General features: G+C 32.8%; 10 protein-coding genes. 1 reads left to right on the top strand and 9 read right to left on the bottom strand.

Translation table 11 applies throughout. The features are described 5' to 3' along the window. Positions 1-9: 9 nt before the first annotated feature. Entirely contained in the window at positions 10-741 is a 732-nt protein-coding gene (locus tag ACJJVI_RS09140) for a tyrosine-protein phosphatase (protein ID WP_405351554.1), read from the top strand. 3 nt (positions 742-744) lie between these two features. Here ACJJVI_RS09140 and ACJJVI_RS09135 read toward each other — a convergent pair whose 3' ends face one another. The 9 genes from ACJJVI_RS09135 to ACJJVI_RS09095 all read right to left on the bottom strand — a co-directional run bounded on the left by ACJJVI_RS09135 (position 745) and on the right by ACJJVI_RS09095 (position 16,023). Next, positions 745-3,129, bottom strand: a complete 2,385-nt coding sequence (locus ACJJVI_RS09135) for a tyrosine-protein kinase family protein (protein ID WP_042296810.1) — start codon at positions 3,127-3,129, stop codon at positions 745-747. A 3-nt stretch (positions 3,130-3,132) separates the two neighbouring features. Then, positions 3,133-3,924, bottom strand: coding sequence for a polysaccharide biosynthesis/export family protein (locus ACJJVI_RS09130; protein WP_348021344.1), 792 nt, complete (start codon positions 3,922-3,924; stop codon positions 3,133-3,135). 17 nt (positions 3,925-3,941) lie between these two features. After that, positions 3,942-5,897 (bottom strand): nucleoside-diphosphate sugar epimerase/dehydratase, encoded by a 1,956-nt coding sequence (locus tag ACJJVI_RS09125; RefSeq protein ID WP_348021345.1) that lies wholly within the window; start codon positions 5,895-5,897, stop codon positions 3,942-3,944. A 121-nt stretch (positions 5,898-6,018) separates the two neighbouring features. Beyond that, positions 6,019-9,987 (bottom strand): T9SS type A sorting domain-containing protein, encoded by a 3,969-nt coding sequence (locus ACJJVI_RS09120; protein ID WP_405351551.1) that lies wholly within the window; start codon positions 9,985-9,987, stop codon positions 6,019-6,021. Between the two features lie 286 nt (positions 9,988-10,273). After that, complete coding sequence (locus ACJJVI_RS09115; protein WP_405351549.1) at positions 10,274-11,407, bottom strand: DegT/DnrJ/EryC1/StrS family aminotransferase; 1,134 nt, start codon at positions 11,405-11,407, stop codon at positions 10,274-10,276. 3 nt (positions 11,408-11,410) lie between these two features. After that, a complete protein-coding gene (locus ACJJVI_RS09110; protein WP_348021348.1) occupies positions 11,411-12,373 on the bottom strand; it encodes a glycosyltransferase family 4 protein in 963 nt (320 codons plus the stop codon). After that, positions 12,373-13,305 carry an NAD-dependent epimerase/dehydratase family protein gene (locus ACJJVI_RS09105; protein WP_042271480.1) on the bottom strand — a complete coding sequence of 311 codons (933 nt, stop codon included), beginning with the start codon at positions 13,303-13,305 and terminating at the stop codon, positions 12,373-12,375. The genes ACJJVI_RS09110 and ACJJVI_RS09105 overlap by 1 nt, the downstream gene beginning before the upstream one ends. Then, positions 13,295-14,473 (bottom strand): glycosyltransferase family 4 protein, encoded by a 1,179-nt coding sequence (locus ACJJVI_RS09100; RefSeq protein ID WP_042271483.1) that lies wholly within the window; start codon positions 14,471-14,473, stop codon positions 13,295-13,297. Before ACJJVI_RS09100 ends, ACJJVI_RS09105 begins: the two co-directional genes overlap by 11 nt. Continuing rightward, positions 14,470-16,023 carry a heparinase II/III family protein gene (locus ACJJVI_RS09095; RefSeq protein WP_405351546.1) on the bottom strand — a complete coding sequence of 518 codons (1,554 nt, stop codon included), beginning with the start codon at positions 16,021-16,023 and terminating at the stop codon, positions 14,470-14,472. Before ACJJVI_RS09095 ends, ACJJVI_RS09100 begins: the two co-directional genes overlap by 4 nt. Positions 16,024-16,027: the final 4 nt, after the last annotated feature.

Genomic DNA, 16,027 nt, shown 5'->3' with positions numbered 1-16,027 from the left:
ACTAAAATCATGCTGTTTTTCTCAAAGAAAAGTTTCCTTGTAGATCATCTGGAAGGACTAGTAGATATACACAATCATATATTACCAGGAATTGATGATGGTTCACCAGATTTGAGTACAACTATCGAGATGATTCGTTTGTTTAAAGAAATCGGATATAAAGGTTGTATAGCAACGCCTCATACGATGGAAGATTATTATGGTAATGATACTGAAACGATCACTTTAAACTATAAGGATACCATTGACCAACTTCATGCGTCCGAGAATCATTCATTTATTGTAAAGGCATCATCAGAGTATATGATGGATAGTGGATTTGAAGAGTTAATAGAATCAGAGAAGATACTTTTTCTTAGAGATCGAATTTTACTTACTGAGTTTTCTTATTTTCAAAAACCAGAGTATGTAAATGAGGTCGTTTTTGATATGCTACAAAAGGACATCACTCCTATCCTAGCCCACCCAGAAAGATATCGATATATAAAGGGAATTGAAGAGTTTAAGGATTTAAAAAATAGAGGTTTTCTATTTCAACTAAATCTACTTTCTATACAAGGGCATTATGGTAAAGACGCTCAGAAAAAGGCAATGTTGTTATTAGAACATAACTTATACGATCTAGTGGGAACAGATGCCCATAAACCAGAACATTTAAGCAAAATAAAGGAAATACAAATTAAGTCTAATATAATTAAGAGTATTCAACCTGTTATAGAAAATAGTAAGCTAAACTTTTAATACTTAAAAGTTTAGCTTAGCCTTTAATTTCTCTATAAAAGTTTTCTTATCTGCCGAGTAAGAATACCCATATTTATTACCGTATCCAAAGTTAGTCAACTTAACACTATTGATGACTGCCGCTACATTAGTTAATTTACCATCTTTTATGGTATCTGAGATAAATTCTAAAAGACCACGATCTGTATGATTTGCTCTAGTAACATACACGGTTACATCAGCAAATTTATTGATTAAGAACGTATCTGTAACAACGATGGTTGGTGCAGAATCAATAATTACTAAATCATACATTCCTTTTGCTTCCTCGATCATATCTTTAGTCCTACTCTGCATCCACAACTCTGCAGGATTAGGAGGAATAGAACCAGATAATAGCATATGTAGATTACTATTATCATCTACAGGAACCACAAGATCTTCTAACTTTAAATCTGAATTTACCAAGTACTCTGTAACTCCTTTTTTACGCTTTAAACTAGCGTCAAAAAATCTGTGAAGTTGTGGATTACGGATATCACCACCAATGAGTAGTACTTTCTTTCCACTATAAGCAAAAGTACTGGCTAAATTAAATGCTGTTGTGGTTTTACCTTCACCTTTTACCGTAGAGGTTACCAAAACAACTTTGGTATCATCGTGATTTAAGGCTCCTAATTTATATTGTAGGTTTGTTCTAATGATTCTAAACGATTCAGCGAGAACACTACGATCATTAGGAATAATACGATCCTTTGCATCACTTTCTAACTTTGGTACCTCACCTAGAATAGATACCTGAGGTAAGTTTCTTTCTAAATCTTTTCTAGATTCAATCTTGTTGTAAAAAATTTGTTTTAAATAAACCAGTCCTAACGGAATTAAAACACCTAGAACTAAAGCAGCGAGTAAAATAATCTTTGGCTTAGGAGAAACAGGTATATCTGGTGCATAACCCGAATCGACAATTTTTGCTTTAGGGGCAGTAACCGCCAGCGATATAGCCGTAGTTTCTTGTTTTTCTCTAAGTAGTAAATAAATAGCCTCAACCACTTCACGATTTCGTTCTACACTACGACTCGTTTTCTCATTATTAGGAACTTGAGATATGTTAGCATTGATTTGATTAGACTTTCTTAGTAGGTTATTTTGTTCCACTTTCAAACCATTGATATAGCTATCTAAAGAACTAAAAATACCTCGTTTTAAAGAACTTAACTCGTTTGATAATCTTACCATCACTGGACTCTCCTGAGTAGATGTTTGTCCAATTCTTTGATAAGTGGTCAACACTTCGTTGTAATTATTAATAAGCGCAATTAATTGAGGCTCATTTAATCCTAAACCAGAAGTCGTAACGCTCTTCTCAATATCCGTTATCATAAATTCTTTTAATGATCTCCCTATGGATAATTGTGTCTCAACTTTTAATAATTCAGATTCAATTTCATTCACTTTTTGTAAATCCAGTGAAGTTTCTACGCCAATATCAGTAAGTCCTTTATTGGTCTTGAAAGATTCAATTCCAGTCTCTACACTATCTAAATCCTTAGTGATATCATTAAGACGCTCCTCTATAAACTCGGCAGTATTAAGTGCTACGATATTCTTATCATTTATAGCATCCTTGTTATATTCTTCAATGAGCTGATTCAATACATCTTCAGCACGTTCACCTACAACATCTGTAATAGATAAATTGACGACACTACCTCTTTTACCCGAAGTGTTTACATTTAATCTTGAGTGATAGTCTTGTACTACCAATTCATTAGGCCTGATTGATATTTTTAAATCAGATAATTCTTGATCATCTCCATTATTACTATCAGCAGTATTATAAGGTAATGGTGAAAATATCAAAGATTGATCTTCTATCTTAATGATCTCTCCATATTCCTTGGTCAACCACTTTGAATCAGTTTGTAATCTTAATCCAAATAAAGAGTCACTAACTTCTTTTACGTAAAAAGTGATTGAATTATTAAATTCAGCAATGGAATCATTCTTTAATACATTCACATTTAAAAAACGATTCGTATATACATCACTTTCTTTAACATTACCTTTTCTAGAGTACGTTGTAGTTAAGTTATAATGATCAATAACATTTGATAATAATCTCTTAGATTTAAGAATCTCAATCTCATTTTCAATACTGTTGAAATTACTGCCAAATAATCCCATATCACCAAGCACGCCTGTTTCAGACAAACCACCACCCATTTGAGTGTCTTTAATAATTATCGATGCTGTCGCTTGATACTTTTTGGTGGCATATCTCAAATATAATTGAGAGGCCACAATACAAAACAAAACGGATAGTATAATCCATGGCCAAGCTTTTATAAACGGCTTCAGCTGATCCCTTAAAGATTGTTCGCTTGTCTTATTATCTTGATTATTCATTAATTATTTATTCAAATTTGAAAATACCACCACTGTTGTCAATAATAATGAGGCTATTGATACATAAACGGAAATATTTCTGTTAAAACCAGAGGCCTGAATCTGAGCTCCATTTGGCTCAACAATTATGGTATCATTCTGATTTAGATAATAAAATGGTGAGTAAATAAAATCAGCACTCGTTAAATTTACTCTAGTAGAAGTTTGAATTCCATTCATATCTCTAATTACCAAAATGTTATCTCTTCTTCCATAAACGGTCAAATCACCTGCAAGACCGATGGCTTGTAATAATGTTATTCTATTATCATCAACGCTATAAGTACCTGGTCTATTCACTTCTCCTAGAAGAGTAATCTTATAATTAATTATACGTACATCAACAACCGCATCCTTAACATATTTAAGCATTTCATTTTTTAAATGATCTTGAAGTTCTACTCGAGTATATCCACTTGCTTTAACTTTTCCTAATAACGGATAGTTAATAAACCCTTCATCATCCACCAAATAACTTTGCAACGTTTCTTGTGATCTAATAGAAAGTTCTTGGTTTACAACAGGACTTACCACTTTATTAAATGGTTGAACACTTTCCATATTTTCGCTCGTGACAATTATTTTTAAAATATCGTCATTTGTAATAACAGCATCATATTTTGAAGATTGGGATTCAGATAATGCCGTATCAATATCTTGAACATATATAATGTCTTTTTTAGAAACACAAGAAGATGTAAATATTACTGTCGCTAAAACAATAAAACTGAATTTTAAAAGTGTGATTTTTCCCATTTTGCAAATATAAGATTTTAGGTTCTTATTTTGACATCTTTATCGAGCTCTTCATAAATACTATTCTGACTTAGAAACTCTGGTATTAATTCCTTTAATTTTTTTACAACTAAAGTGTTATTCTGTTGTTCTGCAGCAGCAGCTATATCAATAACAAAATCATTAACCTCTTCCATACAAAGAACTTGATCTTTTGCCCTCATAATTTTCTTATGATGCGTCTGTAGCGTTTTTGCTTTATCATTTAATAATTCTTCAAACAACTTTTCACCAGGTCTTAAACCTATGACTTTAATATCAATTTGTTCATAAGGTACAAATCCAGAGAGTTTAATCATTTTCTCAGCAAGATCCATGATTCGAACAGGCTTCCCCATATCAAAAACAAAAACTTCTCCACCTTGCCCCATAGTTCCAGCCTGCAACACTAGCTGACATGCCTCAGGTATCGTCATAAAATATCTTATTATATCCTGATGGGTGACAGTTACCGGACCACCAGCTGCAATCTGCTTCTTAAAGTGAGGTATTACAGAACCATTAGAACCTAGAACGTTTCCAAATCGAGTTGTAATAAAACATGTTTTTGATTCTTTAGCTTGTAATGCCTGGACGTAGATTTCTGCAGCACGCTTTGAAGCACCCATGACATTAGTAGGGTTTACTGCTTTATCTGTTGAAACCATTACAAATCGGTCCACACCAAATTGAGAACTAAGGTTGGCAAGATGCATTGTTCCAATAATATTGACAAATACAGCTTCTGAAGGATTGTTTTCAATAAGAGGCACATGTTTATATGCAGCAGCATGAAAGACAACCGAGATGTCCTCTTTGTTAAATAGATTAGTCAATCTCTTTAAATTACCTACATCTGCTAATACAAATTCGAAAGCAACGTTCGTAAACATTGACCTCAATTCTAGTTCAAGCTCATGTAAAGGAGATTCGGCCTGGTCCAGAACAATAAGCTTTTTAGGATTGAACTGAGATACTTGTCTCACAATTTCACTACCTATAGAACCTGCACCACCAGTGACTAATATAATTCTGTTATTAAGATATTCATTAATTAACGAATCATCTAGTACAATTGGATTACGTTCTAATAAATCCTCAATTTGGATTTCTTTTATATTACCTTGAACACTCTCAGAATCATTCCATTCTTTAATAACTGGAGCATTATAAATTTGTATACCATAATTAAGACATTCATCAACAATATTGTTTTTTTGTTTATTAGAAATTGTATTTCCTACGATAACAATACCGTCAATATCATAAGGTTGTAAATTTTCATATAAATCACTGCTATACTTAAAAATAGGCTTTCCTAAGATCTTAATCTTTGAATGAGATTTAGTAAAAGATACAAAGCCCGCTAAATCAAAATCTTGATTTCTAGATATTGTCATAGCTTCTCCTACTGAAATAGTGTCATCATTAACTCCTAATAGTAGTACCCTTTTTTTCTCTAAAGTATTAAGATTAGTAAAAAGCTGATACACAGATTTTACCACCATTCTGAACAATAACATTAAACCAAAAGTTACCGTGGCAAATATCGCTAGAAAAGGAACTAAGAAAAGTTTTTTTTCAAAAAGTAAATGATAACCATAACTAATCATCATCAAAGCTACCGCTGCTGAAATAGCAGCTAAAGCTATTTTTAAAATATCTATAGTCGTACTATGCCTTATTAAGCCTGCATAAGTGCTAAAAACGAAAAAGAATGAAAACTGAACCAAACAAACTACAAAGCCTTGCTGTAAGATGGTCAAAGATGGATAAAATGAAACCGATAAATTTTCAACTAATAAATAGCTTATTAAAAATGATAGAATGACAATGAATGAATCTATTGCTACCACAGCCCAGCGTGGCAGATACGATATATTTCTAAACTTTAAATCGTTATCTCCGTTGAGTAGAACATGCGACAATCTTTTTTTAAAATAATCCCAAGTCATTGTATTAATATTAATTGGTTTAAAAAAGGGTAATGTAACCATTACCCTTTTAAATTCTTCTATATGAATATAAAACTACAATCTAATCTATCATATAGATACCTGATTATTAAGTTTCGCTTTATTTGATAACAATCCTTTCAACAAAGCGATTATTGCCCTGCTGTATAGTTAACAAATATACACCCATATTTAAATTATCCAAATTAGTCAGGATGACTTGATCATTGTGCGCTTCAAAATCTCGACGAATTAACAATTGTCCCGATAAATTGTGAATCTGAACCAATGATTCAGTATCGTTACTCAAACCATTAATTTGTAATGATCCATCTATTACCGGATTCGGATACATTGTAATAGAATCAGTTCTAACGACATCTAACTCACTTAAAGTAACATTTGAGAAGTATATAGAAAATCTATCTAATGTCACTGTGGAAGGAACTGTGATATCAAAATTTAATGATATAGTGGTTATTACGTCTGCAGCTATGAGATGATACTGATTAGTATGAGCATCATATAAATAGGTGTTCAAATTATTTACACCAGATAATCTAGTTTTGAAATCATAGTTCCCATCGTTAAATCGCTTGATTTCTAAAGGAATTATGGTTCCGTCAGTAGGATTAGAACGACTCTCTATGGCAAGTCTATTAGAATTGTTGATAATCGAAATATTTTCATCTAAATTTTCAATCTTCAATAGATCAAACGAATCTACTATGTCTAGCCCATTCAAATCAAAATTGATTTTAAGACCATCCAATGCTGTAGCGTTTGAATTGTAAACATCTAAAGTTAAAAATCCTTGTGGTACACTAAACGTAGATGTTAAGTTAGAACCAGATACTTTATAGCTTTCTTTAAAAGTTACACTTGGCACATCTGTATCTGCATCATTTAATATTTGTAAAAACATAGATTGACCAGGTTGTAATTCGCCAGCTACTTCTCCATCTGTCGGAGTACTAGTGGAATCTCGAAAATCATAAGCTCTATAAGCACCTCTTGTACCAGCTTGTGGATTCCATACGTACATAAAGTTAGGATTCATGTCTTCTTGAGTTCTAGTTGCCATGTCAAATATCATCGCTCCTACATCTACTTTGGCCTGATAAGGATTACCAGCAAATACAAAATCACCTGTAGATAAACTAGCATCAAAAGTTTGAATGGCATCGTTTAGTTTTAGTTCACCTGTAGTGATTAACTTGGTATCATTAGGCGTATCACTAATCGTTAAATCTATGGAACGATCTCCTCTGATGAATAATCGGTAAGGTGTTCCTGCGCTTAAAGAAGCATTCATATCATCAGTAGCAGTTGGAGTTTGCCAGGCTTGTGTTCCATCATTACTAAAAGTAAAAGCAGATGGATTATTAGAACCCGAAATATCAAATCCACCAGATGTTCCACCCGTAATTTGTGTTCCTATTCCTGCTTGATATCCTGCATCGCCAGGATTTAATCCACCTTGCTGCCAATTATCAAAAATAGTTCCCGTCATATCTACCGGTGAACTTACAAACCTGAAGGCACGTTGTGCTGGGTAAAACTGTTCTACCGTAACATCACCTGTTATAGAACCAGAAATCACCTCTTCTATAACCGCACTTTTACCATCTATGGAATTAAAAGTCAGCTGATCATTAGTGATTAGATTTCCTGAAACTAACTTTAAATGACTATTCAATTCAGTTTCATCTATTAAAGATACTGAACTCAACAAAGTCATCGATTCATAAATACCTTCGGCTACAATAGTTTCTGAGCTAGGATTAGCCAAAATCTGTATATTATCTAAAGCGATTTCATCAGAAGAACTACTTCCACTATCTGCAGAGGACCATGCTAAAACATAAGTCGCACCGCTAGCTATATTTAAACCTGTCAAATCCAGAGCTATCAAATTACGTTTCCATTCTTCAATCACATCTTGACCTAACATAGATGTAAGAGCAACATCAGTTATTTCAGTAAGTGAGTTGATATCTGATCCATGGGAGAATCTGAAATCATTTGCTCTATTTTCGTTATCCAATATATAAAAATCATAAGCTACAGATAAATCTGTTATCGTTACTCCGGTATTATTTGTAAATTGAAAATGGATAGTTCCTGGAGTAAAATCACTTTGGGTAGGCTGCACACCTAGTGCAAAATCACCAGGCGCAACTTCAAAGGCATAGATACCACCTGAACCTACTCCACCATCAGAGGTCCCTTTACCGAAATCATTACCAGATTGTTCATCTCCAAAAGAGGTGGTTCCGTCTTCTAAACCTGTTATAGCAAAAGCATCAGCATCTAATTGTCCCGCAGTAGGTACCATTGCAAAACCAGAACCATTAAATGCTCCATTATTAACATTAGCTACCGTATTATCAAAATCAATAAGATAGTTGGTATCTACCATATCCACTTGCAATCCTTGTGGTTGCGGATCTGTTACCGTATAAGATTGTTCGGTAGTCGTTGTAGTTTCTGGTGCCGCGTTAGCATCTGTAGCAACTATTTGATAATACACTGTAGTACCATCAGCTAACGCTGGTATATTAGCTGTATAAGTGTCACCATTGCTTAAAGTCATCGTTACTGAAGGCTGATCATAAGCACCTGTTGCAAACCCATATTCTAATACCACACTAGCAAGACCATCTGCATCTGTAACATCTGCATTGATAGTTACTGTTTCAGTAGAAGCTGGTACTAATGGACTGTTTGAAATATTAGTTACTGATGGAGCTAGGTTTGTATTAGCAGGTAATGTAGTAATTTCAATTTCTTCTAGTCCCCATTCTTCAGCATCTAATCCTGTGTTATCATATAAAAATGCGATATAAGCCTGACCTTGAATAGCAGAAGCGTCAACCACAGTAGTAGAAGAAGCCGAATAAGTATTACTAGAAGAAGTATTATTAGGATCAAAAGTCAAATCTGTCCATGTCGCTGTAGTAGGATCTCCTGAACCATCATAATCTGTAGAATACCTTAATAAAAACTCTCCACTTTCATTTATAGCATTTCCATAACGTTCTGATGTAGTCACTTCAATTTGATTAATACTTGCCATCGCAGGAAATGAAACAGGCGCTTCAGTAATTAACCAATCGATATCATCAGTACCTCCAAAACCATTCATAGTATATGAACCTGAACCACAAAGCCATTCATCATCGCCAGCCTCATCAAAAGATACCCATGCATTATTTGCACAATCATCAAATGACTCTGTATAAGGCAGTGATATAGGTGCTACATCATCTTCTAAAACGGTTAAGGTAAACTCATTATTTAATCCAGCAGCAGCCATATCGCCACCTTGTATGTTTTGTAATTCAAATACAAAATTCTCATCCATTTCTGCAAGCATATCATCAGTCACAGTAACGGTTACCGTCTGACTGGTTGAAGAACCAGCTGGAAAAGTAAGAGCCTGAGTCATATAGTTCCCGATATTACTTGCCGTACCAGAGGTTAGTACGACATCTGCAGTAGTAGCTGTTGTAGCTGATTCATTAAAAATAGAAACCGTAAGATCAACCGTACCAGCATCTTCATTTACGGTTAACGCATTGGGATCAAATTGAAGAGTTGTAGTTACTGGACCAGCAGACATGTATGTCACATCGAAAGTGTCAACATAAATTCTATTTGAACTAGAACTATCTCGTTGAAAAAATTCAACTTGAGAGGTAGCCGAAATACCGCTTATCACATATGATGTGCTAGAAGAAAGATTAACAACTGCTCCGCCATCTACGCTATAGCCCGCATTACCAGTTCTTCCAGAAGCGTTTATAGTAATATCAGTTATAATAACACCATTACTAGGATAAATTACAATAGAGCCTCCTTTGGTCGCATTTTGATACAATCTCAATTGACTACTAAAAATTCCAGGATTTGAAGAACCCGAGTTTTTAAAACTACCAAAACCGATATTCGCATCTAATGCCACTCCAGGTGAGCTAACATTGAGTCCTGACTGTGCCCCAGAACTAGAAAAATCATAAGATACAGTTGTTTGTCCATAGGAAACAAATGCAGCACAAAAAGCCACTAATAGTAATATTTTTTTCATTTGTACGATTTTATAGAATTACAAAAATATTGTTATTGCTACAAATTCGTAGTGGATTTACATTAAGCGTAGGTTAAGTTATTAAGTTTTATTTGATAACTGAATAGTTCCTTAGACTGAATATGAAAGACTTGCATGCTCATAAATCCCTTCGTGAAATGAATAAGTCTCGTTAAATGCTATAGTTATGGATACCAATAAAAAAGTCGATAGCACTAGTTGAGTGTTACCGACTTTCTAAATCTATAAATTGTTATTAATACGCTTTCGCGAAAGCGAACCACAACTACTTATCAAAAATAGTATGAATAGAGCTTGTAATGCGTTGTCTATCTTCATCTGTCAGATTAGAACCAGAAGGTAAGCACAATCCATTTTCAAATAAAGTTTCACAAACTTTATTACCGTAATAAGGATAGTCCTTATAAAGTGGTTGCATGTGCATAGGCTTCCATAATGGTCTGGACTCTATATTGTCTTTTTCTAAGGAAAGTCTGATATCTTCTGGAGTAATTCCACCTGTTTTTGAAGGATCCACTAGAATAGCGCTGAGCCAGTGGTTGGAAATAAAATGACTATCGGGTTCTTTATGAACATATATTCCACTCATATGTTTAAATAGTTCTTCATAGAAATTATGGTTGGCCTTTCTTTTCTGAAGGTTATTTTCTAATTCTTTAAACTGTATTACTCCTAGGGCTGCATTTATATGACCTAACCTATAGTTATATCCTAGGGTGTCATGATGATAGTATGGTAAATTTGTTTTGGCTTGAGTTGCTAGATGAAGTGCTTTTTGCTTCTCTTCTATTGAATTCACAACTAAAATTCCTCCACCAGCTGTTGTGATTATTTTATTTAAATTAAAAGACAAAATTCCGTAATCTCCTATGGTGGACAGTTTTTCATTTCTATACGCTCCACCTAAAGCTTCAGCACTGTCCTCAATTAACTTTATACTGTTTTTTCTAGCAAAGCTTCCAATAGCATCCATATCACTGGACATACCATAAAGGCTGGTTGCAATTATAGCTTTAGGGGTTTTTCCTTTTTTAACACATTCTAGATACGCAAGTTCTAAAGCCTCTGGACACATATTCCAAGTACTTTCCTCACTACCAACAAACACTGGTTTTGCTTTTTGATATAAAATAGGGTTTGCACAGGCAACAAAAGTCATAGATTGACACAGTACAATATCATCTTCTTCAACACCTGCAAGAATTAAAGCCATATGAATTGCTGATGTACCAGAATTGAGAGCAACAACCTGCTTATCCGTATTTAAATAATCTTTGACTATTTTCTCAAAACCATCAATATCTTTATAGATGTCATCATAAACATTTATACTTGATGGTATAGATAAAACAGTCTGATCACCATAAATTGGCGGTGATAAATAAATACGTTTTTTCATATTTTATGATGCTTTCAGACGCATTTTAAGAAAGTAACGAACAAAGAAAACATAACAAAAGGTAATCGAAAGTAAAACTAGTGTAACAATTAATAGTTGCTCCCATAATCCCAACTGAAAGCTGTAATAAACAATGATGCAGCATAATAACTGAATTACACTATACATTAATGAAGTAGTGATATGAGAAAACCGTTTTGAATCAACAAATAATTGATAAAGATGATGTCTATGTGCTTCTGAAATTTTTTCTTTCATCTTAATTCTGCGTATGATTGTTAGTACAGTATCTACTCCATAAACTGCGACTAACAAAATAGCTACTGGAGCTTTTAATGTAAGATAAAATTGATAAACCAGAAAAAACAAAACCACCGCTATAGAAATACTTCCTACATCTCCAGAAAAAAACAGCGCCTTTTTTCTGAAATTATAAAAACCAAAAACAATTAGAGAAAAAAGTAAATAATACAGTAAGTCTACATTTACAAAAGTAGCTTCATAAATATTAAAAAAAAGTAAAAAACCTACAATCACTATAGAATACATTCCGGTTATCCCATTGATACCATCCATAAAATTGAATGCATTTACAAACCCTACACCAACTATCAACAATAGAATTAATGATATTAAAGGGAAGTCTAAACTTACCTGATAAATAGCCAAAGCAATAGCAATAAATTGAACTGGCAAACGTAATGCTGGTGGTTGTGGCCTTAAATCGTCTATGAAACTTACCAATGCTATAATGGTTGTGCCTATAAATAAATATGGGTATTCAAAACCACTGGTAATGAAAAAAATAAGCAATGCAATGTAGAATATGATACCACCACCTCTTATAGTAATCTGAGTATGTGAACTTCTGTGATTAGGCTTATCTATGATATTGAATCTATCTGCTAGCTTATAATAAATAAAAGATAGTATAGCTAACACTATAAAAACGAGAATATAGATCATTATATAGTTTTAAAAGATTGTATAGTAGTTGTTAAACCATATTTAGTATCAAAAGGTGTATCAATTTTTAAAACAGTCTTCATCTTTTTATTACTTACTTCATATGATTCTGTCAGCTTTTGTAATCGTTCTTTATTAAAAGGTAATCGCAATAAAGTACCTACACTAGCCATCCATTTTATGAAGGTAGAATTTATAGAAATCAATTTAGGTTTTTTATCAATTGCAAGAGCCATTACTTTTATCAATTCATTGGTAGAAATTGAATAATCGTCTGCCATATTAAATACGTCAGAATTAGGTAGTCTAGTTAACAAATTCTCTATTACCTCAGTAATAGTGGTAATAGAAACAAAAGATCTCTTATTATCAAAAGATGCTAGTGGATATGGAATTCCCTTAGAAACTACTTTATACAATAAATTTAAATTTCCTTTATTACCTGGACCATGAATCATACAAGGTCTAAGGATGTATAATTTTTTATCTGACGGTATGGTCTTACTCAATAAATACTGTTCAGCGAGTGCTTTTGATTTACCGTAAACAGTTCCTGGCTCATAAGGATGATCCTCTTTTAAGATTCCTTTTACTTCATCTGCAACTGCTTTTACTGAGCTAAAATATATAAACACTTTAGAGTCGGACTGCAAAAATAAGTCAAATAAGCTCTTAGTAAGCTCTGTATTTACTTCGTAATATTCATCATCTAGAGAAGTTTTCTTTAAATCATGTGCTTTTCCCGCAAGGTGAATGAATGCATAAGCAGCATTAAAATCGTCTATAGTTAAATTCTCATAGTTCAATGATGTATTATTCTGTTCTCGCTTTCGCGAAAGCGGAGTAACAAACCAGTTTTTATTCTCTAAAGAGGGAACTAAATTTTTACCTACGAAACCTGTTACGCCGGATATAATGATGTTATGATTCATGAGCCTTGATGATAGACATAGACATTGATTTATTTATACTGGCACGATTGAATTTACTAATGAAATTTGATTTATCAGTAATCAATCCATTAAAGTTTTTTAATAAATTTACCAATTCAACTGAATCTGTAGGTTTAAAAAGTAAAGTGTCCGGTAATTCTTCTTTAATAAATTCAGCTGCATAACCACCAACTCCTGCCACTATCGGTTTATTGAAAGTTGCATATTCAAAAAGCTTAGAAGGTAGAACCCTTTCAAAAGCCCTGTAATCATTGAGATGTAAGAAAAGAAAGCCGGCTTCTTGATACAATTCGATCAGTTCTTTTCTTGTAACAGGATCACGCAGTTCAACATTAGTAAGTCCCAATTTTTGAATTTCTTCCTTTAATTTTACTTTTGTACCACCATCACCAATTAAAATAAAGGTATATTCAGGAAGTTTATCAGCTGCTTGCGGTATTATTTTATCTAATCCCTGCCCTTCTCCCATATTTCCAGCATAGATTAAGGTTTTCTTATGAACATTATTAGCAACAGGTACTGTTGATTCAAACTGATCTATGAAAATCTGATCTATACCGTTAGTATAATAAGTGAATGAGGCTTGATTGTATTTTTCAAAATATGTTTGAAATCCTTTAGAAACTAAGTTGATGTGATTTGCTCGACTAAATGTATATTTTTCAATAGGTCTTAAAAACAAATTTAAACCAAACTTTATTGCTTTGGAATTAAATATTTCAACAACACTTTCTCTAAAAATATCTCTAATATCTAGGTATAAAGTTGCTTTATTTTTACGAGCAAATTTAGAGCCTAAAAAAGCTGTAAACAATCTCGAAGAAGATGCATAAACTAAATCATATTCCTTATCACTAACTAATTGATGTGCATGATTATAAAAATGTTTAAAGGCAACAATTTGACCTTTAAGACCACTACCATGTTTAGGTAATTGAACTCTATGCACAACTATACCTTCTTCGTATATCTCTCTAGCTTTTGCATTTGCATCAAAAGAATCATATCTATTAGGAAAAGTAGTAATCACATCAATCGTAGTATCTACTGACTTACTCTCGATAAGAGCATTGAATAATGAAGTGTTACGAAAAGATCCTGCACACAAATCTGGTTCAAAATAGTAAGTTAAAAAAAGTATTCTCATAATTCAACAGTAGTCTTCAATTGATTTGCAAAAGTAACAACTATTTTCGAAGCCTCTTTTGTTTTATTAAAGCCTATCGATTGATTATATTTTTGAAGCTGTATAGATGTGAAGTGTTTAAAACTTATAAGAATGTTATTATCTACAATAAAGGTATTCTCTTGAGTTCCTTTGTCTACATTTTTATTATAATCAATATGGAAATGAGCTTCATGAGGCACATTATACTTAAATGTGATTCGATCTTTAATAACCAAAGTTTTTTTTAGAAATTCGAAAGAACGATGGTGTGTTCCTCCAAAAAACAAATTTAATTCAGCTTTAATCTTGTAATCCGTATCTTCAAGAAGTTTTAACTCAGACCTCTTACCTACTCTAAATCCACCCCAGACATCATAAGAATTTCTTCCACCAACCGCTACTGTGTTATGAGCAGCAGAAGATCTTTGATAATTACGCAACTTGTTTTTTTCGTATGTAGAAGTTCCCGTTTCAACAAAAAGTGGTCTACCTTTAGAATACATAATAAATTGCAAGGAATCAGAATGTAAATGTCCCGGTTGATAATTAGAAGCAATATTTGCAACATCCACAACGACTTCATAATTTGAAGTATTCACTTTGCGGTAGCCAGAATCTGATAAAGGTAATTGCAGATAATTAATATCTAAATATTTAGCGTAATTTAAAAGCTCTACAGTTGTAGGAGCAATGTCTGGTGCGGCATCATTTATGTAGGGAATGTCACCATTAGAAAAAGAAATTTTTTCTAACCAAGAGAGCATTTTCTTAACTTTTGAGATCAACAATATATCAATATCAATCTTATTACAAATATTAAAATTAATAACATCTAACAAACGATAAAGAATTATTTGATGATACATAGGTGATTGTTCAAAATGACCACCATCCTTCAAAATCTGTTCATTTAATTCGTCTTTTAAAAGCTTTAAACTTTTTGTGTACAAAACTTTATCATCTAAAAAGATACTAGCCATATACAAAGCAAAAATATTTTCAAGAAGATGGTTTGCAAGAATATGAAATTCCAGATGTTCTCTTAAAATTTTTGCATCATTTGCAATAACGCCATTAATATAAGAATCATTAATTTGATGAAATGTTAAAAACTTAACCCAATTCATAATGCGTAATGAAACTGGGTAAGGTTCTAGGCCGTCTATAAGCTTATTTCGTTGTAGACAATAATCTTTAATTAATTCATAACCGTCCTTTGAGCGACACTCTTTAGAATTTAAAAATTCAAAGTAGTTTAAGTTATATGTCCATAACTTTCCATAGTCGGAAAAATTCCAATCAATTGTGTTTTCAAAAGTTTGTTCAACATTTAAAAAACAGAAAGTACCGTTTTCATAGGATTTACTATTAAATAATACAGGTTTCCAAATAGGAAGCTTCTCCAATTTTACATCAACAGGATTTGGTACTTTATAATAAAGCGCCTTAAACCTGTATAATAATTGAAACTTTATTTGTTTCCACTTTAAGTATTTAATAGTATGATAAATTCGAAGTGCATTTTTCAAGTTC

The sequence above is a fragment of the Nonlabens sp. Asnod3-H03 genome (assembly GCF_045063665.1).
In the GTDB taxonomy this organism is placed as follows: domain Bacteria; phylum Bacteroidota; class Bacteroidia; order Flavobacteriales; family Flavobacteriaceae; genus Nonlabens; species Nonlabens ulvanivorans.
This window is presented reverse-complemented; position numbering and strand designations above follow the sequence as displayed.

Coding starts and splice junctions, on each gene's coding strand:
- ACJJVI_RS09140 (WP_405351554.1), top strand. CDS start 10: ATGCTGTTTTTCTCAAAGAAAAGTTTCCTTGTAGATCATCTGGAAGGA.
- ACJJVI_RS09135 (WP_042296810.1), bottom strand. CDS start 3,129: ATGAATAATCAAGATAATAAGACAAGCGAACAATCTTTAAGGGATCAG.
- ACJJVI_RS09130 (WP_348021344.1), bottom strand. CDS start 3,924: ATGGGAAAAATCACACTTTTAAAATTCAGTTTTATTGTTTTAGCGACA.
- ACJJVI_RS09125 (WP_348021345.1), bottom strand. CDS start 5,897: ATGACTTGGGATTATTTTAAAAAAAGATTGTCGCATGTTCTACTCAAC.
- ACJJVI_RS09120 (WP_405351551.1), bottom strand. CDS start 9,987: ATGAAAAAAATATTACTATTAGTGGCTTTTTGTGCTGCATTTGTTTCC.
- ACJJVI_RS09115 (WP_405351549.1), bottom strand. CDS start 11,407: ATGAAAAAACGTATTTATTTATCACCGCCAATTTATGGTGATCAGACT.
- ACJJVI_RS09110 (WP_348021348.1), bottom strand. CDS start 12,373: ATGATCTATATTCTCGTTTTTATAGTGTTAGCTATACTATCTTTTATT.
- ACJJVI_RS09105 (WP_042271480.1), bottom strand. CDS start 13,305: ATGAATCATAACATCATTATATCCGGCGTAACAGGTTTCGTAGGTAAA.
- ACJJVI_RS09100 (WP_042271483.1), bottom strand. CDS start 14,473: ATGAGAATACTTTTTTTAACTTACTATTTTGAACCAGATTTGTGTGCA.